The sequence below is a fragment of the Cupriavidus malaysiensis genome (assembly GCF_001854325.1).
GTDB lineage: Bacteria > Pseudomonadota > Gammaproteobacteria > Burkholderiales > Burkholderiaceae > Cupriavidus > Cupriavidus malaysiensis.
In genome coordinates, this window is the sequence record NZ_CP017755.1 from 20,890 (window position 1) to 43,082 (window position 22,193).

At 67.9% G+C, this 22,193-nt stretch carries 17 protein-coding genes; 7 read left to right on the forward strand and 10 right to left on the reverse strand.

Annotated elements, in window-relative coordinates; translation table 11 throughout:
• Window positions 1-131 precede the first annotated feature (131 nt).
• Window positions 132-1,958, forward strand: a complete 1,827-nt coding sequence (gene edd / locus BKK80_RS20020) for a phosphogluconate dehydratase (RefSeq protein WP_071017667.1) — start codon at window positions 132-134, stop codon at window positions 1,956-1,958.
• Between the two features lie 49 nt (window positions 1,959-2,007).
• On the opposite strand, the gene BKK80_RS20025 is transcribed toward edd, so the two are convergent.
• From BKK80_RS20025 to BKK80_RS20040, 4 genes are all read right to left on the reverse strand, one after another.
• Entirely contained in the window at window positions 2,008-3,084 is a 1,077-nt protein-coding gene (locus tag BKK80_RS20025; protein WP_157903288.1) for a porin, read from the reverse strand.
• A gap of 172 nt (window positions 3,085-3,256) precedes the next feature.
• Window positions 3,257-4,147, reverse strand: a complete 891-nt coding sequence (locus tag BKK80_RS20030; RefSeq protein WP_071017665.1) for a mechanosensitive ion channel family protein — start codon at window positions 4,145-4,147, stop codon at window positions 3,257-3,259.
• Between the two features lie 538 nt (window positions 4,148-4,685).
• Complete coding sequence (locus BKK80_RS20035) at window positions 4,686-5,939, reverse strand: MFS transporter (RefSeq protein ID WP_071039168.1); 1,254 nt, start codon at window positions 5,937-5,939, stop codon at window positions 4,686-4,688.
• Between the two features lie 278 nt (window positions 5,940-6,217).
• A complete protein-coding gene (locus BKK80_RS20040; protein WP_071017662.1) occupies window positions 6,218-7,138 on the reverse strand; it encodes a LysR family transcriptional regulator in 921 nt (306 codons plus the stop codon).
• Window positions 7,139-7,468: 330 nt separating this feature from the next.
• On the opposite strand from BKK80_RS20040, the gene BKK80_RS20045 reads away from it, so the two are divergent.
• Window positions 7,469-8,257 (forward strand): sulfite exporter TauE/SafE family protein, encoded by a 789-nt coding sequence (locus BKK80_RS20045; RefSeq protein ID WP_083384332.1) that lies wholly within the window; start codon window positions 7,469-7,471, stop codon window positions 8,255-8,257.
• Between the two features lie 54 nt (window positions 8,258-8,311).
• Here the strand turns inward: BKK80_RS20045 and BKK80_RS20050 are convergent, their stop codons facing one another.
• Complete coding sequence (locus tag BKK80_RS20050; protein WP_071017660.1) at window positions 8,312-9,886, reverse strand: peptide chain release factor 3; 1,575 nt, start codon at window positions 9,884-9,886, stop codon at window positions 8,312-8,314.
• 131 nt (window positions 9,887-10,017) lie between these two features.
• A complete protein-coding gene (locus tag BKK80_RS20055; RefSeq protein WP_071017658.1) occupies window positions 10,018-10,998 on the reverse strand; it encodes a YihY/virulence factor BrkB family protein in 981 nt (326 codons plus the stop codon).
• A gap of 328 nt (window positions 10,999-11,326) precedes the next feature.
• On the opposite strand from BKK80_RS20055, the gene BKK80_RS37105 reads away from it, so the two are divergent.
• Window positions 11,327-11,485 (forward strand): hypothetical protein, encoded by a 159-nt coding sequence (locus tag BKK80_RS37105; protein ID WP_167366692.1) that lies wholly within the window; start codon window positions 11,327-11,329, stop codon window positions 11,483-11,485.
• A gap of 1,022 nt (window positions 11,486-12,507) precedes the next feature.
• Here the strand turns inward: BKK80_RS37105 and BKK80_RS20060 are convergent.
• From BKK80_RS20060 to BKK80_RS20070, 3 genes are all read right to left on the reverse strand, one after another.
• Window positions 12,508-13,878 carry a sigma-54-dependent transcriptional regulator gene (locus BKK80_RS20060; protein WP_071021984.1) on the reverse strand — a complete coding sequence of 457 codons (1,371 nt, stop codon included), beginning with the start codon at window positions 13,876-13,878 and terminating at the stop codon, window positions 12,508-12,510.
• A 110-nt stretch (window positions 13,879-13,988) separates the two neighbouring features.
• Window positions 13,989-14,447, reverse strand: coding sequence for a hypothetical protein (locus BKK80_RS20065; protein WP_071039169.1), 459 nt, complete (start codon window positions 14,445-14,447; stop codon window positions 13,989-13,991).
• Between the two features lie 485 nt (window positions 14,448-14,932).
• Window positions 14,933-16,285: an NCS2 family permease gene (locus BKK80_RS20070; RefSeq protein ID WP_071017654.1), complete on the reverse strand. Its 1,353-nt coding sequence runs from the start codon at window positions 16,283-16,285 to the stop codon at window positions 14,933-14,935.
• 344 nt (window positions 16,286-16,629) lie between these two features.
• Between BKK80_RS20070 and BKK80_RS20075 the strand changes: the two genes are divergently transcribed.
• Complete coding sequence (locus BKK80_RS20075) at window positions 16,630-16,833, forward strand: cold-shock protein (RefSeq protein WP_071017653.1); 204 nt, start codon at window positions 16,630-16,632, stop codon at window positions 16,831-16,833.
• 1,808 nt (window positions 16,834-18,641) lie between these two features.
• The gene (locus BKK80_RS20080) at window positions 18,642-19,736 is read left to right on the forward strand and encodes a replication protein RepA (RefSeq protein ID WP_071017651.1); all 1,095 of its coding nucleotides are present in this window, start codon (window positions 18,642-18,644) and stop codon (window positions 19,734-19,736) included.
• 137 nt (window positions 19,737-19,873) lie between these two features.
• Here BKK80_RS20080 and BKK80_RS20085 read toward each other — a convergent pair whose 3' ends face one another.
• Window positions 19,874-20,077 carry a cold-shock protein gene (locus tag BKK80_RS20085; RefSeq protein WP_029045138.1) on the reverse strand — a complete coding sequence of 68 codons (204 nt, stop codon included), beginning with the start codon at window positions 20,075-20,077 and terminating at the stop codon, window positions 19,874-19,876.
• Window positions 20,078-20,451: 374 nt separating this feature from the next.
• On the opposite strand from BKK80_RS20085, the gene BKK80_RS20090 reads away from it, so the two are divergent.
• Window positions 20,452-21,108: a ParA family protein gene (locus BKK80_RS20090; RefSeq protein WP_071017650.1), complete on the forward strand. Its 657-nt coding sequence runs from the start codon at window positions 20,452-20,454 to the stop codon at window positions 21,106-21,108.
• A 16-nt stretch (window positions 21,109-21,124) separates the two neighbouring features.
• Entirely contained in the window at window positions 21,125-22,141 is a 1,017-nt protein-coding gene (locus BKK80_RS20095; protein WP_071017647.1) for a ParB/RepB/Spo0J family partition protein, read from the forward strand.
• Window positions 22,142-22,193: the final 52 nt, after the last annotated feature.

Sequence of the window (22,193 nt, forward strand, 5' to 3'; positions counted from 1 at the left end):
TCAGGGACCCGCTCAGGCGGGATCGAAGTTCCGCCGCCCCTCGGCCACGCAACGCTGCAGCAACGGCGCGGCGCCGCTGCAACCGCCGGCAAAGTGCGCTAGTCTGGAACCTCCCCCCGCAGGAGAAGCCCATGCCGCGCCACCCCGTCCTCGAACGGGTCACGTCCCGCATCGTGGCCCGCAGCGCCGCCACCCGGCAGGCCTACCTGGCGCGCACGCGCGCCATGGCCGGCCGCAAGGTGGAGCGCTCGCATCTTTCGTGTACCAATCTCGCCCACGCCATGGCGGCGATGCCCGACCAGGCCAAGTTCCGCCTCAAGGCCGAGGAGCGGCCCAATCTCGCCATCGTCTCTGCCTACAACGACATGCTGTCGGCCCACCAGCCGCTCGCGGCCTTTCCGCAATGGCTCAAGGAAGCCGCGCTGGAGTCGGGCGGCACCGCGCAGTTCGCCGGCGGCACGCCGGCCATGTGCGATGGCGTGACGCAGGGCCAGGAGGGCATGGACCTGTCGCTGTTCTCGCGCGACGTGATCGCGCTGGCCACCGCGGTGGCGCTGTCGCACCAGATGTTCGACGGTGTGCTGTGCCTGGGCGTGTGCGACAAGATCGTGCCGGGACTGGTGATGGGTGCGCTGTCCTTCGGCCACCTGCCTACGGTGTTCGTGCCGGGCGGACCGATGACCACCGGCATGGGCAACGAGGAGAAGGCGCGCACGCGCCAGTTGTATGCCGAAGGCAAGATCGGCCGCGCCGAACTGCTGGAGGCCGAGATGCACTCCTACCACGGCCCCGGCACCTGCACCTTCTACGGCACCGCCAACTCGAACCAGATGCTGATGGAGATGATGGGCCTGCACCTGCCCGGCACCGCCTTCGTCAATCCGGGCACGCCGCTGCGCGAGGCGCTCACGCGCGAGTCGGCGCGCCAGGCGCTGCGGCTGGTGCACGGCGGGCCGCGCTATACGCCCATCGCCGACGTGCTCGACGAGCGTGCCTTCGTCAACGGCATGGTCGGGCTGCTGGCCACCGGCGGCTCCACCAACCATACGCTGCACCTGGTGGCGATGGCGCACGTGGCCGGCATCCTGCTGAGCTGGGACGATTTCCACGAGCTGTCGGCGGCGGTGCCGCTGCTGGCACGCGTCTACCCCAACGGCAAGGCCGACGTGAACCAGTTCCAGGCCGCCGGCGGCCTGCCGGTGGTGATCCGCGCCCTGCTGGCGCTGGGGTTGCTGCACGACGACGTCACCACGGTGGCAGGCCGGGGCCTGGTGGACTACACGCGCGAGCCGGTGCTGCGCGACGGCGCGCTGACCTGGATCGACGGCCCCGAGGCAACGCTGGACGACAGCATCGTGCGCGGCGCCGACGCGCCCTTCGCGCCCGACGGCGGCATCAAGGTGCTGGTCGGCGAACTGGGCCGGGCCGTCATCAAGACTTCGGCCGTCAAACCCGAGCACCAGGTGGTGGAGGCGCCGGCGATCGTCTTCGCGCGCCAGGACGACCTGCTGGCAGCGTTCAAGCGCGGCGAGCTGGAGCGCGATTTCGTCGCCGTGCTGCCCTGGCAGGGGCCGGCCGCCTGCGGCATGCCCGAGCTGCACAAGCTGACGCCGACGCTGACCCTGCTGCAGGAACGCGGCTTCCGCGTCGCCATGGTGACCGACGGCCGCATGTCGGGCGCGTCCGGCAAGGTGCCAGCCGCCATCCATGTCTGCCCCGAGGCGATCTCCGGCGGCGACATCGGCAAGGTACGCGACGGCGACATCGTGCGCGTCGATGCGCCGGCCGGCACGCTCACGGTGAAGGTGCCGCCCGACGAGTGGGCGGCGCGCGAGCTGCGCCGCCCCGACCTGGAGGCCAACCGCCATGGCGTCGGGCGCGACCTCTTCGCCACCTTCCGGCGCCAGGTCAGCAGCGCGGAGACCGGTGCCTGCACGCTGTTCTCGGCGGAAGACTGAGGACGCTGGAGAGCACGGATGGCGCGGATGGCGCGGCGGCCGGGAACGGTCAGAAGCTGTGGCTCATGCCCGCGCCATACAGCGTGGCGCTGGGAGCGTGGCGGCTGTGGCGGGTCATGGCGGCACCGTACAGCGTGGTGCGCCTGGACAGCGCATAGTCGAAGCCGGCCGACACATAGTCGGTGGCACCCGCCTGGCCGTAGCCCTGGAAATCGCGCGCGGCGGACACTTTCAGCGTGGTGGCGCCGAGGCGCCAGTCCGCACCCAGCGTGGCCGCGCTGCGGTGCGCGCCGGCCTCGCCCAGGAAGCGCTGGCTGGCCGCGCCGAGCCGTGTCTGGCTGTACGAGGCCATCAGCTTGAAGGCGCCGCGCAGGTAGGCCAGGCCGGCGAACCATGTGTTGTCGGCGGCCGCGTTGCGCTCGGCGGCGACCATGGCCGACCAGGGTCCCGCGTCATAGTTGAGGGATGCCGCCAGCGGCCGCGCCTGGTCCACCTGGCCGTACGCATCCGGCACGGCCGAGCGCTCCACGCCCAGCGCGGCGTGGAAATGCAGCCCGCCCCAGGTCGGCGAATCGTAGAAGACGCCGTTGTTCAAGCGCGAATACTCGCCGGCCGGACCGTTGCGGTAGGGGTCGCTGCGGTAGGACGGATGGAATACGTACCAGGCCACGGATGCCACGCGGTTGAAGTTGGACCAGTTGTCGTAGTTCCAGTCGTACTGCCACATCGGGGTCAGCGCGCGGCCCAGGCGGACATCGCCATAGGGGCTCTTGAGGCCGACCGTGGACTCGCCCTGGAAGAACGGCGTGGCGCCGCTGGCCTCCAGGCTTCCATTGCCGGCATCGAAGCGGGTCATCAGGTGGAACGTGGCGGCCCAGCCCTGGCCGAGGGCTTCCTGGCCGCGCAGGCCGACGTAGCTGCGCTGGATGGTGCCGAGCCGGGCCTCGCTGCCGGGGCCGGTCTTGAACAGGCCGGCGTCGACGAAACCATAGAGGGTCAGGCCGGATTGGGCGTGGGCTGCGCCGGCGAGGGCCAGCAGGGCCGGCAGGCAGCGGCGGATGAGCCGGCGTGGTGAATATCGATGGCGTGAAAAGCGTGGATGGCGTGGATGGCGTGATGCAGGCAAATTCAGCAGTCCTTTCGCAAATCGTCGAGGGAAGGGAAAACGGGAAATGAAGGAAGGGGGGTGCAGCGCGCCCTCGGAACCTGCCCGGGCAGGTGGAGCAGAAGGGAGAGTACGCGGGTGCCGCGTCGCGGTCCCGGCCGGCCGGCACAGGCCTGGCCGCGACCGCGCCTGCTCAGCGTGGCGCAGGCGTGCCAGCCCCCGGGTCGGCGGCGCCGGCAAGCGGCCCGGCCCCGGCCGGCATCCGCAGCTCCTGCAGCGGCAGCGCGAGCGGGTAACCGGCCGCCGCCAGCGTCGCCTCGATGCGCCCGTAGAAGTCGAAGCGCACGCCCCAGTAGTCGGCACTGGCGGTCCAGCAGCGCACGTTGAGCGTGATGCCCTGCGGTGCGTAGTTGATCACCATGGCCTCGGCGCGCGGCTCGGCCAGCAGGCGCGGCTCGGCCGCCAGCATGGCGCGCAGCGCCGCCAGCGCGGCCTGCAGGTCGCTGCCGAAGGCCACCGTGGCCTCGATGTCGAGACGGCGGGTGGGGTTCTCGCTGTAGTTGGTGATGGCGCTGCCCCACAGCTTGCCGTTGGGCACGCGCAGGCAGACGCCGTCCGCGGTGGTCAGTTCGGTCATGAACAGGCCGGTCTCGCGCACGGTGCCGGCCACGCCCTGCGCGTCGATGTACTGGCCCACGCGGAAGGGCCGCAGCAACACCAGCATGATGCCGGCGGCGATGTTCTGCAGCGTGCCCTGCAGCGCCAGGCCGATGGCCAGCCCGGCCGCGCCCAGCATGGCGATGATGCTGGCGGTCTGCACGCCGAACTGCGACAGCACCAGCACCAGCGTCAGCACGCGCACGATCCACTGGGTGGCGCTGGCCAGCATCGGACGCAGCGTCACGTCGATGCCGGAACGCTCGAAGATGCGCCGCACGGCGCCGGCGGCACGGGCCGACAGCCACCAGCCCACGATCAGGATCAGCAAGGCGGCCAGCAGGTTCAGCCCCTGCTGCACGGCGGACTGCAGCAGATAGGTCCAGGCGGCCTGCAGTTTGTCGGCTTCGATGATGTTCAGGTTCATGGGAGTCGGCTCCTGGCGGGAAAGAGGGTGGGAAGGAAGGGCGGCGGCGCGGTGGTCCGCCCACGCGCCCCGTACCCGTTTCTGCGTTGCCGCATGGCGGCTGCGCTGCGGGCCCGGCCTTGGCGGCGGCCGGCGGGAGTATGCGGAAATGCCAGACGATCAAGCTAGGTTGACCGTCTTTGACATATGTTCAGGACAACAGGCGGCGGCTTTGGTTTCATCACGGCACCGGTGCGGCGCGGCGAGAACCCGCGCCAGCCCTGAAGGAGCAAGGGCTGGCACCCGATCGGCTTTTTTTGTGGAGAGACCATCGGAAAGGCCGCTGGGCAGGCTCCGGCCGGGCCAGGGAGGGCGGCGGCCAGGCCCGGGAGCACGCGCCAGGCCTACGCAGAAATGGGTACGCTCCGGGCACGCGTGCGGGCCCGGAGAGGCGATCGGCCGGATGGATCGCCACCGAAGGCAGCGGAGAGGAAGAGGGGAAAGGGAGCGGAAGGAGGGGGAGAGCGCGGCGGCCGGCCCCGCGGCCGCCCGCCCGGTGTCAGGCGACCGCGGGCCGCTCGTGCAGCGCGTCGCGGCCGGCCAGCGTCGGGAACAGGCGCACCCACAGCACCACCACCAGCAGGGTGCCGAGACCGCCCAGTAGGACGGCGCCGACCGGGCCCAGCAGGGCCGCAGTCACGCCGGACTCGAATTCGCCGAGCTGGTTGGACGCGCCGATGAAGACCGAGTTGACGGCGCCGACGCGCCCGCGCATCTCGTCCGGCGTATCGAGCTGGACCAGCGTGGAGCGCACCACCACGCTGATCATGTCCGAGGCGCCCAGCACCACCAGCGCCGCCATCGACAGCGGCAGCCAGTGCGACAGGCCGAAAACCATGGTGGCCGCGCCGAACAGGGCGACCGCGCCGAACATGATGCGGCCCACGCGGCGCTGCAGCGGATGGCGCGCCAGCCAGAGCGCCATTGCCAGCGCGCCGATGGCGGGCGAGGAGCGCAGCAGGCCGAGGCCCCACGGGCCGGTGTGCAGGATGTCGCGCGCGTAGATCGGCAGCAGCGCCGTGGCACCGCCCAGCAGCACGGCGAACAGGTCGAGCGAGATGGCGCCCAGCAGCACCGGACGGCTGCGGATGTAGGCGATGCCGGCGAACAATGTCTGCAGGCTGACCGGCGTGGTGATACGCGGCGCCGCCTGGCGCAGCGTGAGGCCGGACACCAGCACCGCCGCCATGCAGAACAGCACGGCGCTGATCGCATAGACCACGCCCGGGCCGGCCACATAGGCGAAGCCGCCCACGGCGGGGCCGATGATGATGGCCGACTGCGCGGCCGAGCTCGACAGCGCGACCGCGCGCGGCAACTGGCGCGGCGACACCACGCTGGGCAGGGTGGCCTGCAGCGTCGGTGTCTCGAAGGCGCGCAGCGCGCCGATCAGCGCGACGAAGACGAAGATGTGCTCGCGCGCCACCCAGCCCGACAGGCTGGCCACCGCCATCGCGCAAGCCACCAGCGCCTCCAGCGCCTGGCAGGCGCGCACGATGCGGCGGCGGTCGAAGCGGTCGGCCACGTGGCCCGACATCAGCAGCAGCACCACCGACGGCAGGAACTGCACCAGCCCCACCATGCCGAGCATGAAGGCATCGCGGGTCAGGTCGTACATCTGCCAGCCCACCGCGACGGTGAAGATCTGGTAGGCGATGGTGGTACTGAAACGGGCAAGCCAGAAACGGCGGAAGGCGGGGTCGCGGAACACGCTGTCCGCATCGGCGGCCGGCAAGGGAGCGGAGGTCGACATGGGTGGTGGAGTGGCTCGGGAAGCGCGGCGGCAAAGGCCGCCGGCACGCCGGGGCCCCATCGTCGAAGCCTTGCGGCCGACTCGCCGCAGGGTCTTGACGGGCCCGGAAGCAGCGATTCTAGCCGAGCGCGCCGATGCATGCAGGCGCATGCATCGGCTTCCATGAATCAAAGTTGATACATTGGCACAATGTGAAAAATGCCATCCCGGGAAAGACCTTCATCCGATGGCAATGGCGTCGATATGCGCCCTTAAGATCACATAGATCGCCCGCAGCCCTATCCCCGCACTGCGGCGGCGGCCGAAGGCCCCAGTCCTTGCCGCAGCCGCCGTGCCAGCGCCGCCGCGGCGGGGCCGGAATCGCGCCGGGACAGCAGCACCACGCGGGTCTCGCAACCGGGATCCGACAGCGGCACGAAAGCGACCCCGGGCGGTGCCAAGCGGCGCAGCGAGGCCGGTACCAGCGCCACGCCGAAGCCGGCCTCCACCAGCGCCAGCTGCGCCAGCTTGCGCGAGACTGCGGCAGCGGCGCGCGGATAGAAGCCGGCCTCCAGGCAGCATTGGGCGACCCGGTGGCTCAGTCCGCCGCGGTCGGGGTGCGGCAGCGAGACGAAGGCCTCCTCGCGCAGCGCGGCCAGCCCGATGCCGGACGCGCCGGCCAGCGCATGCGAGGCGGCCACCGCCAGCTCCAGCCGCTCCACATAGAGCGGGTCGACCTCGACCTCCGGATAGCGCCGCAGCACCGGCTCGCGCGCCAGCCCCAGGTCGGCGCGGCCCTCCTCGATCTCGATCGCCTGCTGCTCGCTCGAGGCCTGCGAGACGTCGAAGCGCAAACCCGGATGGTCGGCCTGGCAGGCGCGCAGCAGCGCCGTGCAGGCCGGCGTGAGCGGCACCGAGCTCGAATGCAGCAACCGCACCGTCCCCTGCTCGCCGCGCTCGACCTGGCGCGCCTGCGCCGAGGCCTCGCCCAGCGCATCGAGGATGCGGCGCGCCGAGGCATAGAAGGCGCGGCCCGCCGGCGTCGGTTCGACGTGGCGCGGCTTGCGCTCGAGCAGGGCCACCTGCAGCGTCGCCTCCATCTCCTTGACCTGCCGGCTCAGCGCCGGCTGCGCGATGAACAGGCGCTCGGCCGCCAGGCTGTAGCTGCCGGCGTCGACGATCTCGACGAAATAGCGCAATTGCTTCAGGGTGGGGTGCATCGGGAACGGAACCAGGGGAGCGGAAAGGATGGCCTGCGGGGCGGGTACGCGGGTACGCGGGTACGCGGGTACGCGGGTACGCGGGTACGCGGGTACGCGGGTACGCGGGTACGCGGGTACGCGGGTACGCGGGTACGCGGGTACGCACGGCAGTTTGCCATGGCGGCGGCATGCGCTGCCATGCCGCTTTGCGATCGATCGCTGTCCGATTTGATATTGGCCGGCGTCCCCCGGCCGCCTTACCCTGCCTGCAGAGGCGGTCCGAGGCGCGGACCGCCGTCGCCGATCCCGCCGGCCGCCGCCGCCGGCCAGCCACCTCCTCGATCCCGCATGGAAACCTCACCGCTTCTCGATCTGCCCGGCCTGCTGCTGCCGGGCCTGGCGCCCGCCGAGTTCTTCGCCATGTGCGCGGCCATCGCCTGCGCCTACGTCATCTTCGGCATGGCCGGCTTCGGCACGGCGCTGGTCGCCTCGCCCGTGCTGGCCTGCCTGATGCCGGTGGCGCAGATCGTGCCGCTGCTGGCACTGATGGACTGCAGCGCCTCCGCGCTGAACCTGCTGCGCGATGGCCGCAACGCCGACCGCGCCGAGTTGCGGCGCGTGCTGCCGTGGCTGCTGGCGGGCAGCCTGGCCGGCGCCGCGCTGTTGCTCAAGCTGCGCGCCGACCTGCTGCCGCCGCTGCTGGGCCTGTTCGTGAGCGGCTATGCGCTGTGGTCGCTGGCCGGCAAGCGCCCGGCGGCGCGCTTCACGCCGCGCGCGGCGCTGCCCTTCGGCTTGTTCGGAGGCGTGTGCTCGGCGATGTTCGGCAGTGGCGGCTTCCTCTATGCCATCTACCTGTCCGGACGCCTGGGCAAGGACGCGATGCGCGTCACGCAGTCGACGCTGATCGGTGCCAGCACCCTGACGCGCCTGTTGCTGTTCCTGGCCGCCGGGGTCTACGCCGGCGCTGCCCTGCTCAAGCTGGCCCTGGCCCTGGCGCCGGCCATGATGCTGGGATTGTGGGCGGGCCGGCGCATCACGCTGGGCCTGTCGCGCGAACAGTTCCTGCGCATGGTCAACCTGGTGGTGCTGGCCTCCGGCGTGGCGCTGCTGGCACGCTGGCTGCTGCGCCTCGCATGAGGCATAGGACGGAGCGGGGGCCGTGCGGCCGGACGGCCGCGCGGCGGGACGGGATCAGACGATCTCGCGCGTTTCCAGGAACTTCAGGTTGGGGAAGCGCTCCTGTGTCAGCCGCAGGTTGACCATGCTGGGCGCCAGGTAGACATGGTCGCCGGCACCGTCGAGGGCGACGTTGTGGCCGGCCTTGTCGATCAGCTTGTCGAGCTCGGCCGCGTCACCGTGGATCCAGCGCGCGGTGGCGCAATCATAGCTCTCGAAGATGGCGTCGACGCCGTACTCGTGCTCGAGCCGGTGCGCCACCACGTCGAACTGCAGGATGCCGACCGCGCCCAGTACCAGGTCGTTCGAGCCGAGCGGGCGGAACAGCTGCGTGGCACCTTCCTCGGCGAGCTGCTGCAGGCCCTTCTGCAGCTGCTTGACCTTGAGCGGGTTGTTCAGGCGCGCGCGGCGGAAGAATTCCGGCGCGAACGAGGGGATGCCGGTGAACTTCAGCCCCTCGCCCTCGGTGAAGACATCGCCCAGGCGGATGGTGCCGTGGTTGGGCACGCCGATGATGTCGCCGGCGTAGGCCTCCTCGGTGGTGTTGCGATCCTGCGCCATGAAGGTGATCGCGTTGTTGATGGCCACGGTCTTGCCGGCGGCCACGTGCAGCAGCTTCATGCCACGTTCGAAGCGGCCCGAGCAGACGCGCACGAAGGCGATACGGTCGCGGTGGCGCGGGTCCATATTGGCCTGGATCTTGAACACGAAACCGGTGAACTTCGGCTCCTGCGGCCCGACCTCGCGCGTCTCGGTCTTGCGCGCCAGCGGCGGCGGCGACAGTTCGCACAGCGCGTCGAGCAGCGACTGCACGCCGAAGTTGTTGATGGCCGAGCCGAAATAGACCGGAGTCTGCTTGCCGGCCAGGAAGGCGTCCTTGTCGAAGGTGTGCGAGGCGCCGCGCACCAGTTCGATCTCCACCCTCAGCTCATCCGCCTGGCTGCCGAGGATGCGGTCCAGCTCGGGATTGTCGAGCCCGTCGACGATGGCGGCGGTGCCCTTGTCGCCGTGCGGGTCGAACAGTTGCACCTTGTCGTCGATCAGGTGGTACACGCCGCGGAAGGCCTTGCCCATGCCGATCGGCCAGGTCATCGGCGCGCACTGGATCTGCAGCACGTCCTCGATTTCGTCGAGCAGTTCGATCGGCGAGCGGCCCTCGCGGTCCAGCTTGTTGATGAAGGTCAGGATCGGCGTGTCGCGCAGGCGGCAGACGTTGAGCAGCTTGATGGTCTGCGCTTCCACGCCGTTGACGGAGTCGATCACCATCACCGCCGAGTCGACCGCGGTCAGCGTACGGTAGGTATCTTCGGAGAAGTCCTCGTGGCCCGGCGTGTCGAGCAGGTTGACGATGTTCTCGCGGTAGGGGAACTGCATCACCGACGAGGTCACCGAGATGCCGCGCTGCTTTTCCAGCTCCATCCAGTCGGAGGTGGCGTGCCGGTCCGCCTTGCGCGCCCGCACTTCGCCGGCGACCTGGATGGCGCCGCCGAACCACAGCAGCTTCTCGGTCAGGGTCGTCTTACCCGCATCGGGGTGGGAAATGATGGCAAAGGTGCGCCGGCGCGCAATTTCGGATACGAGCGAACTCACGGATTCGACTGGCAGGAAAGGGGGGAATCGGGCCCGGAATGCGGCCGCCCGGCCACGCGGCGCGATCTTTGCGCCGCTGGCGGCGCATGGATCGGGCGGTGGCACCGGAGGCACGCACGGGGAATTGGCCGCTATTCTACCGGGTTCGCCGTCGGCGGCTGCGGTCCCTGGCCGGGCTCGCGCCGGCCAGCGCGCACCGCCTCCGCGCGCAGGCTGCCGAATTGCAGCGCGTACTGGTGGGTCAGCTCGGCGCCGAAGAAGAAGATCTGGGCCGAGTAGTAGATCCACAGCATCAGCGCCACCACCGAGCCGGCCGCGCCGTAGGAAGAGGCCACCGCGCTATTGCCCAGGTAGAGCCCGATCAGGCGCTTGCCGACGCCGAACAGCAGCGCCGTGACGACGGCGCCCATGGCCACGTCGCGCCAGGCCACGCGCGCATTGGGCAGCATCTTGAAGATCACCGCGAACAGCAGCGTCACCACACCGAGCGAAAAGGCGCTCGACAGCGCCTCGGCCACCGGCGCGAACCAGGACTCGGTCCAGATCGCGCCCCAGAAGCGATCGACCACGGCCAGCGCTGCGTTGACGATCAGGGAGACCAGCAGCATGAAGGCCAGCACCAGCACCAGGCTGAAGGACAGCAGGCGGGCGCGCAGCAGCTTGAGCCAACCCGCGCTGTGGTCGACCGGCGCCTGCCAGATTTCGTCGAGGCTGCCCTTGAGCTCGGCGAAGGCGCTGGTCGCGCCGACGAACAGGATGCCGGTGGCGACCACCGTGGCTACGCCACTGCCGCCGGCGCGGTGGGTGGCGGCCAGGATCTGCTGGATGGCGGCCGCGCCCTGCTCGCCGACGAGGTCGCGCAGTTGCGCGAAGATCTCGCCGCGCGCGGCCTCGGCGCCGAAGAACAGGCCGGCGATGGAAATCACCAGGACCAGGATGGGCGCCAGCGAGAACAGCATGTAGAACGACAGCGCGGCGCCCTTGCTGGCGGCGCGGTGTGCGAGCCAGGCGCGCACGGAAGCGCCCAGCACCACCAAGGTGCGCGCCAGCGTCAGGCGGTTAGGCAGCCATTGCGCAAAGCGCCGCCGCCAGTTCCCGGTACTCATCGGCATGGGCGGCCGCGCAGGCAGCCGGTTGGTGATGCGCGCATGGTCGCGGCTCCCTCCAAGAAGCGTGTCCCGCCCGGGCGGGCGCATGACGGGCGGGCGAGCGGAGCCGGCCCGGCGAAAGTTCATGATAGCGCGCATCGCTCGCCGCGCCCAAACGCCGGCGGACGCTCCGGATCGTCGCTTGCGGTCCGCACGGGCCCGGCTGGGGATGCGCCGGACCGTGGGGGCCGGACCGTGGGGCTGCTACAGTACCGACGAGGGTGTCGCTGCGCACGCGCTGCCAGACTGCGCGCCCCGCAGGCGACACCCGATTTCGCGAGGAGGACGCCTCATGAACCGCTCGACCCGTGGACGGCTGGCCGCCGTCATTGCGCTGGCCCTGTGCGTGCTCGCCATCAGCGCCTGCGAGCGCGACAAACCTGGTCCAGGTCCACAGCCCATCTCAGGCCAGCCGCATTCGGCCGCCAGCCAGCCGGCGCCGGCGCGCTGAAGCGCGGCCGGAACGCACGCGTACGCGTACCCGTTTCTGCGAGCACTGGCGGGCCACCGCACGGAGCGGACCGCCCACGCCTTGCCTGGCGCCGGCCGCAGCGCCCAGGCCGCAACAGCTGTTTCGGCAACGCAACCATTGCACCGCCCGGTGGTAAGCACGGCGCCCCTGCCGGCGCGGGCGTGCGGGCCGCCTCCCGCGTAGCCTCGTCACCCCCGGGGCTGCCGGCAGCGCCGACCATGCGGCGCCAACCCGGTTGCAGGGCCGCAACCGATCGGGCGCGGCCATCGCGGAATGTGTCGGTGGCGGCCCGTCAATCCTTCACAAATCAAGCATTTGCGCACTCTGGCATGTTTGTCGCTCTCCCTGTGACTGTCAGCCAACAGGCATGACACGCGATCAAGACCAAGACCGACCAGGACCGAGAAGAACATCGTTTCGGGGGGAGTTCAGAGCCATGCGTCAACCGGCTGCATGCATGACGGCGCGCAGGCGCTTGCTTCGCCTCGGGCGCTTCGCGCCCGCGGTGATGCGTCGTCCGCTGCAGGATTCTTCCCCCCCGCGCTGGCCAGCGCGGAATGCACAGATGTGTTGCCCGGCGTCCAGCCACCCTCTTCCGCTGTCGTCCTATCGCGGCAGGACACCGCGATAGTCCGGCGGCAGCGCGGGACTTACCCGCACCGGGCATCGTCCGCTTGTGCTCCGTCCCCCGGCGGGCACTTTTTTATCGGCACCAGGGAGGCAGGCCATGTACCTTCGGCTCTGCAGCGGCGTACGGACGGCCTGCCTCCTGATCGGGACGGCCGAGCCGCCAGGCGGGGGCGGGGGCGGGAAGACGCGGCAATGCCGCCGTGCGGAGGGCAGGTGGAGCGCTGGCTGCGCGCGCACCGGTGCGCGGCCGCGGATGTGCGTCCGGCACGGCGACCGGCGAGATCGGGATGGCCGGCGCGGCGGCGACGTTGGTCGCGCCGTGCCCGCCCGGCCATGGCGTGGCCGGGCGGGCACGGCGCAGCGAGGCGGACCTACTCGCCGGTCACCGGCAGGCTCTCGACGCGGATATTGTGCTTGTGCATCAGCCGGTAGAGCGTGACGCGCGAGACGTTGAGTTCGCGCGCGGCGGGCACCACGTGGAAGCCGTGGCTCGCCATCACGGTGCGGATCGCTTCGCGCTCGGCTTCTTCACGGATCGCGTCGAGCGTGCGCCGCGGGTTTTCCGCGCTGCCGTGCAGCTGCAGGTCGTCGGCCGTGATCTTGCGGTTGTCGGTCATGACGATGGCGCGGCGCACACGATTGATCAGCTCGCGTACATTGCCCGGCCACTCGTACTGCATCATGGCCTGGGTGGCGCATGGCGAGAAACCGCGGATGCGCCGCCGCGCCTCCTGCCCGTGCTGGGCCAGCACCGCGTTGGCGAGCAGCAGGATATCCTCGCCGCGCTCGCGCAGCGGCGGAATCGCCAGCGTCAGCACGCACAGCCGGTGGAACAGGTCCGAGCGGAAGCGCCCCTCCGCCTGCGCGGCCACCAGGTCCACGTGCGTGGCGGAGATGATGCGCAGGTCGAGCGGAATCGACTGGTGCCCCCCCAGGCGCGTGATGGTGCCCTGCTGCAGGAAGCGCAACAGCGCCACCTGGCTTTCCAGCGGCAGGTCGCCGATCTCGTCGAGAAAAAGCGTGCCGCCCTGGGCCTGCTCGATCCAGCCGATCTTGCGCTGGTTCGCGCCGGTGAAGGCACCCTTCTCGTAGCCGAACAGTTCGGACTGCACCAGATGGGAAGGGATGGCTCCGCAGTTGATGGCGACGAACGGTCCCTTGCGCCGGCTCGATGCTTCGTGGATGGCCTGCGCCGCAAGCTCCTTGCCGGTGCCCGACTCGCCCGAGATGAAGACGGGCGCTTCGTTATGCGCGACCTTGGCGAGCGAGCGGAACATGGCCCGCATCGGCGCGCAGTCGCCGATCATCTTGCCGTGGCCGACGGCCTCGCCGACCTGCCCGCCGTGCAGGCACGCCATGCCATGCGCGTGCTTGAGCGTGTAGAGCAGGTTGTCGAACGAGAACGGCGTGCGCACGTAATCGATGCAATAGTCGCGGATCAGGCGCCGCACGCGCTCGTCGTCCAGCATGCGGCTGTTGGTGATGGCCACCCACGCGACCTGCGGATGCTGCAGGCTCTGCTCGAGCAGCATGTACTCGGCATCGCTGTAGTCGGCCTCCAGGTCGATCACGCCGGCCATCGGCGTGCTGGCGCGCACGATGCGCTCGAGCTCGCGCAGCTGGTGCACGTGGCGGATATCCCAGCCGGCGCCGAACTGCGAAGCTTCGATACTGTAGTCTTCATGGCGCGACACGACCAGCACCTGCGCGGTGCGTGTCGCAGCCTTGCATAGCCGCTCCATGACGTTCTCCCGGATGTTGGCCTTGTTGTGGGATCCGGCTCGCGCCGCCGGCACGCCCAGGCGCGGGCGCGGCGTGACGGCGGCCGGATCGGGCACGCGCTGGGGGAACGTCATGGCTTGGACATGCGGCACGTTTGATCGCCGGGCACGGCCTGGTGCTCGCTGCCCGCGAACCACTGCTCGCGGATGTGCCGCCGCACCATCTCCTTCTCCTGCATCAGTCCTGCATGGGGAGCCTCGGGGCGCTGTCCGGAGTACTGGAAGTAGAGCGCCTTGTAGGTGAGCTGGCTGAGCATCCACTCCTGCAGCAGCGCGCGCAGGCGCATCAACTCGGCCTCGAGCAAGCGGTTGCGCTGGCGCAGCGCATCCAGCGTCTGCCGAACGCCGTCGGACGGCAGCGCATCGCGCGTCAGGATTTCGCCGAGGTCGACATCCTGCCCCTCGCCGGCGGCGTCGAAAGCGCCGCGGCTGCCGGGCTCACGCGGTGCGGCCCAGACTGGGTGAATGGAAAGGTTGGCTGACTCACTGCTGGGCCCGATTGCGGGTTGCTGAACTTCTCCTGCACTCATGGTGGATCCCCGTTTTACAACACCCCCGGCACTGCTCGTTCGCGATTACCACTTGTCTTAATTTGTATTCATCTGGCGCGCGTATGTTCGCGAGCGCTCTTGGTGGTGGCGAAGCCGTCTTTGCGACGGTCATTGTCTGGACCTGCTGCAGGCGGCCTGGCTTTGGCATCGCGGCAAGGCGCACCGGAGACTGCCGGAAGACCGGGAGTCAAGAAAGGGCGCCTGGAAGCGCCCTTGTATGTTTGCCACGTCTTTAGTTCAGTGCATTTGCTGGCGTTTGTCCAGCCTTCTCGGCACCGCTCGCCCGAATCTCATCCTTAAGGATGACGCTCATCCGGGGGGCAAATCCCCCCTACGCGATGTAATTGAGCGCTTACATCGCACGCAGAAACGGGTACGCCCCTCAATCGGGTGATGCGCAGAAACGGGTACGCTCGACGCGGCGGAACCGCCGGGCGGCGCGCAGGCGCGCCGCCCGGCCGGTGTCAATGGCCCGGCAGGTAGTAGAACTTGAAGACGAACACGAGGGCGATGATCCACACGATCACCGGCACCTCGCGCGCTCTGCCGGTCAGCAGCTTGAGCGCCGCATAGGTGATGAAACCGAACGCGACTCCGTTGGCCACCGAATAGGTGAAGGGCATGCCGAGCGCGGTCAGCACGGCCGGCACCACCTCGGTGGCATCGCTCCAGTCGATCTCCACCAGCTCGCGCAGCATCAGGCACGAAACATAGAGGAGCGCGGGCGCTGTCGCGTACGCCGGCACTGTGCCGGCCAGCGGCGCGATGAAGAGGCAGGCGAGGAATAGCGCGGCGACCGTGACCGCGGTCAGCCCGGTACGTCCGCCGGCCTGGACACCGGATGCGCTCTCGATATAGGCCGTGGTGGATGAGGTGCCCAGCAGCGAGCCGGCCATGATGGCGGTGCTGTCCGCCATCAACGCCTTGTTCAGGCGGTCCATGCGCCCCTGCTTGAGCAGGCCGGCGCGGTTGGCCACGCCCATCAGCGTGCCGGTCGCGTCGAACAGTTCGACCAGGAAGAACACCAGCACGACGTTGACGATGCCGATCGACAGCGCAGCCGGGATATCGAGCTGGAGCAGCGTCGGCGCGATCGACGGCGGCGCGGAGAAGACGCCGTGGAAGGTGTTGTCTCCCACCACGAAGCTCAGCACGGTGGTCAACAGGATGCCGATCAGGATGGCGCCTTTGACGCGCAGGTGATCGAGCGAGACGATCGCCAGGAAGCCGATCACCGCGAGCAGCGCCGGACGGGCGTGCAGGTCGCCGATGGTGACCAGCGTGGCGGGACTGGCCGTGATGATGCCGGCGTTCTTCAGCGCGACGATGGCAAGGAAGAGGCCGATACCTGCGGTGATCGCGACACGGATCGCATGCGGGATGCCGTTGACGATCATCTCGCGCACGCGCAGCAGCGTCACCAGCAGGAACAGGCAGCCCGAGATGAACACCGCACCGAGTGCGGCCTGCCAGGGCAGGCCCATGCCCTTGACCACGGTATAGGCAAAGTAAGCGTTCAAGCCCATCCCCGGCGCCATGGCGATCGGATAGTTGGCGAAGAAGCCCATCACCATGGTGCCGAGCGCGGCCGCCAGGCAGGTGGCGACGAACACCGCATCCTTCGGCACACCGGCATCGCCGAGGATGCTCGGATTGACGAAGATGATGTAGGCCATGGTCAGGAAGGTGGTCAGGCCTGCCAGCACTTCGGTGCGGACGTCGGTCTGGTGCTCGCGCAGCTTGAACAGCCGCTCGATCGGCGAGGTCGCCGCGGCGCCTTCGCGCGGCGAATTGGACACAGGTTCGGGAAGGGGCATGATGGTCTCCTGGCGCCGTCCGGTCGCATGCGCGGGTGTCGGCTCATGATGACACGGCGCGCGCGCGAGGCGATCGGCGAGGCCGGCGCAGACGCGACGAAAAAAGGCGTGATGATCCCACAGCGTGGCACGCATGCGAATCCCCGCAGGGATCACCCCGGCTTGACGATGGCCACAATCCGCCGTATAAAGTTCCGCTAGATTCAAGCGACGAGGCAACAGCACATTCGTTAGCCACCGTCTTGGTACTTCGGTTGTCCATGGTGTCCTTTCCTTGAGTTTCAGTTCTCGGCAGGCAGTAGCGCCCAGCCGTTCGTTTCTATATTTTTTTGGAAAGCAATCCCATGCAAACCGGTATCGTGAAATGGTTCAACGACGCCAAGGGTTTCGGCTTCATCAAGCCGGACGCCGGCGGTGACGATCTGTTCGCCCACTTCTCCGAAGTGCGCGCCGACGGCTTCAAGTCGCTGCAGGAAAACCAGCGCGTGCAGTTCGAAACCCGCCAGGGCCCGAAGGGTCTGCAGGCCGCGAACATCACCCCGCTGTAATCGGTCGCGGAGCGAGGCGCCTTAGCAGACGCTTCATCCACGCAAGAAAACCCGCCCTCGAGGCGGGTTTTTTTTCACCTCGATTTCGCCCCGCCTGGCAGGGTGCGCTGCGCGCCGGGCCCGATGCCAGCATGACTGGCGGCGCGCCCAGGTCGGGCCAGGTCGGCCACCGGTCGGCCACCATCTGCCCGCGCTGGCCGGTCGCGGCCGCCCCAAGGGCCGCAGAAACGGGTACGCCCTAAGGCGGCCCGAAGGAAAGGGGCGCAGAAATGGGTACGCCTCCCGCCTCCCGCCTCCCGCCTCCCGCCTCCCGCCTCCCGCCTCCCGCCTCCCGCCTCCCGCCTCCCGCCTCCCGCCTCCCGCCTCCCGCCTCCCGCCTCCCGCCTCCCGCCTCCCGCCTCCCGCCTCCCGCCTCCCGCCTCCCGCCTCCCGCCTCCCGCCTCCCGCCTCCCGCCTCCCGCCTCCCGCCTCCCGCCTCCCGCCTCCCGCCTCCCGCCTCCCGCCTCCCGCCTCCCGCCTCCCGCCTCCCGCCTCCCGCCTCCCGCCTCCCGCAGAAACGGGTACGCCCCAGGCATAACGGGACCAGCCCCTCTCCAGGTTCTCGCCCGCAGCCTCGCAGAAACGGGTACGCCCGCGAAGCCGGGAGCTCTTCGAGAAGCCTGCTTGGCGCCAGTCCCTCGCAGAAATGGGTTCGCGCGGCAGCGCACCGCTCTCTCCCTCGCAGAAATGGGTACGCCCAGGCCCACGCGGGCGTCTCCGCCTCGCCGCAGAGGCGACCCGCCGTACCTGTTTCTGCGTGAGATACGCCATGGCGCAGAAACAGGTACGCCAAGCGGGGGGCCGCAAGCGCGTTTTTGTCCGCAGAAGTAGGTACGCATGGCACGAACACTGGACCGGCGGCGAGCGGACGAGACGCCGCGCTGGAGGAATGGCGCGCAGATTTGGGTACGCTCCACAATGCCCACGCACAGTCACCTAAATATATGACGTGAGTACTAGCTTTCAATACTAAGCTTATGTATAATGGAAAAAGAATTTCCCCTGACAGTCGCGATGCAAGCGAATCACGCAGAAACAGGTACGCTTGCCTGACTCGGTCCGGAGTTTTCCACGCAGAAACGGGTACGCCGACGTAAACAGGGCGACGTATACGGCATTCGCAGAAACAGGTACGGCGCAGAAACAGGTTCAGGAACGTATACGTCGCGTATACATGAAGCGGTCCGCAGAAACAGGTACGCACCACCTCTTCCAGTCCGCAGAAATGGGTACGCCGCGCGAGCCAGAGGGCAATTTCCAGGCGGTCTGCGGGCTGAATCCGGCAAAAAATCGCATTTCCGGGCCATCTGGCGCAGGAGTGCTCGCAGAAACGGGTACGCGGGGCGTCCACCGCCTGTGGACAACCTTGTGAGTCACCCGACTTGTCCCCGCAGAAAACGGTTCGGCCCCGGCGCTGAAACAGGTTCGGCCTGGCGCAGAATCAGGTTCGAGGGTTCGCAGAATCGAGTTCGACCCTGCGCAGAATCGGGTTCGGCGGGGCGTCGAGAGGGCAAGTGAATCAGGGACTTAGCCCCTCGTATACGGTTTACGAGTAGTTAACCCATACGCTTACTTTCTACCGGTAGTGGATGGATTCCGTCCGTGGACAACCCTCGCGGGTTGCCCACCGCCTGGTCTCCATGCCAGCCAGCAAGACAGCCAGACCCCCCAACCCAAGGGCTCTGACGAATTTCCTCGTTGTACCTGTTTCTGCGTGACAAGGCCGATAGCTTCGAGTACAAAGGCGGGTAATCCGAAGCCAGCCACCTATGCCTATCAAACGCTCCCCGGTCACCGCGGGGGATCGCCCGCAACCGGATGCGGACCGCGAGCCTCCCCGAATCATCGTTCCCGGCAACGAGAACAGCCTGATTCCGTCCGAGAAATTTCAGCGCCTGTTCGACGAAGCTCAGGCCATGGAACGCGAAGACGCCTGGCAAAGCGGGGAAGTCGGCTTCCTGAGTCGTGCCAGTGTGCAGGTCACGCTGCCTTATCGGGCGCCCAAGGGCGCTCCCCCCGTATGGACCCGCACCAGCGGCAATATCTCGCTGATGATCCAGCCGGGTTACTTCACGCAGCAGCGCTCTGAACGCGCCAGCAATGGCCGGCAGAAGCTCGTGTCGGAAACCGTTTCGCTCGGCTATCCCTATGGCTCCTATCCGCGCCTGATGCTGGCGTGGATCGGCAAGGAGATCATGGCGAAAAAGAAGCGCGGCGAGTTTACCGGCACAGTGGAGGACCGTCGGATCTCGCTCGGGAATTCGCTGTCGGAATTCATGTACAACCTGGGCATCCCGATGGCCACGGGAGGCAAGCGCGGCACCATGACGCTGGTTCGCCAGCAGATGATCCGGCTGTTCTCCGCCACGATTGCCATCGTCCAGAACAAGTCGACGCCGAACCCCAATCCGAACCAAAGCCACGAGCCGCTGGCGATCGACCGCGTCGGCTACCTGCTGGCCGACCAGCTGTCGACCTGGTGGGATCCGATGCAGCCAGGGCAGGGGTCGATGTTCGAGAGCTTCGTGGTGCTGTCGGAGCCGTTTTTCAACGAACTGGTGAACCGGCCGGTGCCGGTCGACATGCGGGCGCTGAAGGCGCTCAAGCAGTCGCCATTCGCACTCGATGTCTATTCCTGGCTCACCTATCGCTTTTTCACCATCCAGCGCCGCACGGAAATCCCGTGGGAGGCTCTGCAGATGCAATTCGGTACCGAAACCGAAAGCGAACGGAAATTCCGTGCCCTGTTCCGCAAGGCACTGAAGGACGTGCTGGTGGTCTACCCGGACGCCAAGGTGGATGCGGACTCATCGAAGGCGCTGATTCTCCAGCCTTCCAAGACCAGCGTGCGCAAGCTTTCCTGAGCCGCGCGGGGAAGCCCGCGCCTCAGGAAGCCGCAAATGAGAAAAGGCAAGCGCCAAGCGCTTGCCTTTCGCGTTTCAGGATCCGCGCAGCTCGGCCGGGTAGGCTTTGCGCGCGGAATCCGGCCAGGCACCGAGGATCAGGCGGGCTTGATGCCCGAGGCCTGCAGGCCCTTCGGGCCTTGCTTGACCTCGAAGGTAACGCGTTGCCCGTCTTTCAGGGTCTTGAAGCCGGAGCCTTGGATTTCAGAGAAATGCGCGAACAGATCAGCGCCACCGTCATCCGGGGTAATGAAGCCAAAGCCCTTGGTCTCGTTGAACCACTTGACCGTACCGGTTGCCATAGGGATTTCCTTTTTCGAAGCAAGTTCTTGTACACGACGTAAACAACCGTTCAAGCACGTTGAGTTCTCGTAGATACCGAACGGAAGCCGACGAGGTTGACACGACTTGACTCGACTGTCTCGGGCATCATAACCAGTTTGTCTGGTTGTGTCATGTGCGCCAGAGAGCGCACACCAGAATACTCTAGGCGGAACGGGGGCAAAGAGGCAAGTCCCCGTCAGGGGGAGGCCGTGAGAGGCTCGCCTGGAGGACGGATAAAAAACTCTGTATTTTTTATGAATCTGAATTCATAACGTGGTTGAATCATCGTGCCGCTTTGTCTAAAGTGGCGGCTAACGACAAACATACTTTCAGCGCTGAAAGAGAGGTCTCAGTGGCAGCGAAGATCATCACTGTCTTTAATCAGAAAGGCGGATGCGGCAAGACCACGGTCAGCATGCATCTGGCCGGCACCTTGGGCTTGCGCGGCGCCCGTTCGATGCTCGTGGACATGGACGAGCAGGGTACCGCGACCCGCTGGGCCGCACAGGCCAGCGACGAACGGCCATTTCCTGCATCCGTCATCGGTCTGGCGCCGTCCGGCGGCGCCATGCACCGCGAGGTGCGCAAATTCGTCCAGGATTACGACTACATCGTCGTCGACTGTCCGCCGGCAGTCCATTCCGCCGCGCCTTCGAGCGCTCTGCTGATTTCGGACTTGGCCATCATTCCCGTGGTCCCCTCGCCGCCCGACCTATGGGCGGCGGTGGCGGCCAAGAAGCTGGCCCAGCATGCCCAGGTCCAGAATGAAACGCTGCTGATCCGGGTACTGGCCAATATGGTCCAGCGGCGCGTATCGATTGCCCGCCAGGCCATCGAGATCCTTGGGGACGATGCTGACGTCCCGCTGATGCATTCGATGGTCGGGTCCCGCTCGGCCTTCCGCGAATGCCAGGCGATCGGTTGCACCGTTCATGGCGTGGCGGGCGCGCGCGAGTCCGTGCAGGAGGTCGACCTGATGGTTGACGAAATACTGTCCTTGATTGAATGAGCATTAGGCATTGGGTATGGCAACGAAACTGAAAAGTCTGAGGGCAGGCATGCTGGCGGGAATGGCAGCCGAGAAGAGCCGCAGCGATGGCCTGGACAGGTTTGCGCGCGCGGAAGCCGCCATCGCACAGCATCCCAACGGCCTGTTGCAGGGCAGGGCGAATGAGATCGCCGCTGTTTTCAGCGCTGAAAGTCCGCTGCCGACGGAATCCGGCGGGCGGATCCTGAAACGGATTCCGCTGACGGAGCTGCATGACAATCCCTTCAATGCCCGCCGCATCTACGATCCGGCCGTGGTGCAGGAACGTGCGGCCTCGATTGCCACCCACGGGCAGAAGACGCCCGGCCTGGCGGCGCCCGATCCCGCGCGTCCCGGCCATTACATCCTGATCGACGGCCACTACCGCAAGCGCGCGCTGGCTTCGGCCGGCAAGCTCGAGATGGAGTGCTTCGTCGAGGATGACCTCAGCGACCTCGATTTCTACCGGCTGTCCTTCCTGCTCAACGAGCAGCGTTCTGACCAGTCGGCCCTCGACAATGCCATCGCCTGGCGCCAACTGATCGACGAAGGCAAAGTGCAGAAGGAGGAGGAGATCTGCGAACTGACCGGCATGTCGGCTGGCACGGTCAACAAGACGCTGGCCTTGCTCAAGCTGCCGGAGAGCGTCCTCGCCGTGATGCGGGAACGCCCCAGCGCCATCGGTATCGCCGCAGGCTACGAGCTGACCCTGTATCACAAGACGGCGGGAGAGGAACGTACGCGCGAACTGGCGGTGCGCATCATGAACGACGGCCTGTCGAGCCGCGAGGTCGAGGCCATCCGCAAGCAGGCCCAGGAGAACAAGCCGCGCAAGGTCAAGGAAATCAGCCGTCAGTACAAGATCCGCGCGAGCGGCGGACAATTGCTCGGCACCATCAAAGAGTGGGATTCCGGCCGCGTGATGCTCGATGTGCAGATTGCCGACCGCAGCACCCGCGAGGCGCTGGTCGAAGCCTTGAAGACGCGCTTCGGCCTGGACCAGACGGCCGGCTGACGCCAGCGGTGCCAGGTCCGGGATGGCGCCGGGACCTGGCCAAGACAAAAGC

What these genes read in the sequence shown, in the direction of transcription:
- BKK80_RS20030 (WP_071017665.1), bottom strand. Translation starts at nt 4,147, where the DNA reads ATGAACCTGAACATCATCGAAGCCGACAAACTGCAGGCCGCCTGGACC.
- BKK80_RS20075 (WP_071017653.1), top strand. Translation starts at nt 16,630, where the DNA reads ATGCAAACCGGTATCGTGAAATGGTTCAACGACGCCAAGGGTTTCGGC.
- BKK80_RS37105 (WP_167366692.1), top strand. Translation starts at nt 11,327, where the DNA reads ATGAACCGCTCGACCCGTGGACGGCTGGCCGCCGTCATTGCGCTGGCC.
- BKK80_RS20080 (WP_071017651.1), top strand. Translation starts at nt 18,642, where the DNA reads ATGCCTATCAAACGCTCCCCGGTCACCGCGGGGGATCGCCCGCAACCG.
- BKK80_RS20060 (WP_071021984.1), bottom strand. Translation starts at nt 13,878, where the DNA reads ATGGAGCGGCTATGCAAGGCTGCGACACGCACCGCGCAGGTGCTGGTC.
- BKK80_RS20040 (WP_071017662.1), bottom strand. Translation starts at nt 7,138, where the DNA reads ATGCACCCCACCCTGAAGCAATTGCGCTATTTCGTCGAGATCGTCGAC.
- BKK80_RS20085 (WP_029045138.1), bottom strand. Translation starts at nt 20,077, where the DNA reads ATGGCAACCGGTACGGTCAAGTGGTTCAACGAGACCAAGGGCTTTGGC.
- BKK80_RS20070 (WP_071017654.1), bottom strand. Translation starts at nt 16,285, where the DNA reads ATGCCCCTTCCCGAACCTGTGTCCAATTCGCCGCGCGAAGGCGCCGCG.
- edd (WP_071017667.1), top strand. Translation starts at nt 132, where the DNA reads ATGCCGCGCCACCCCGTCCTCGAACGGGTCACGTCCCGCATCGTGGCC.
- BKK80_RS20045 (WP_083384332.1), top strand. Translation starts at nt 7,469, where the DNA reads ATGGAAACCTCACCGCTTCTCGATCTGCCCGGCCTGCTGCTGCCGGGC.
- BKK80_RS20055 (WP_071017658.1), bottom strand. Translation starts at nt 10,998, where the DNA reads ATGCCGATGAGTACCGGGAACTGGCGGCGGCGCTTTGCGCAATGGCTG.
- BKK80_RS20035 (WP_071039168.1), bottom strand. Translation starts at nt 5,939, where the DNA reads ATGTCGACCTCCGCTCCCTTGCCGGCCGCCGATGCGGACAGCGTGTTC.
- BKK80_RS20065 (WP_071039169.1), bottom strand. Translation starts at nt 14,447, where the DNA reads ATGAGTGCAGGAGAAGTTCAGCAACCCGCAATCGGGCCCAGCAGTGAG.
- BKK80_RS20095 (WP_071017647.1), top strand. Translation starts at nt 21,125, where the DNA reads ATGGCAACGAAACTGAAAAGTCTGAGGGCAGGCATGCTGGCGGGAATG.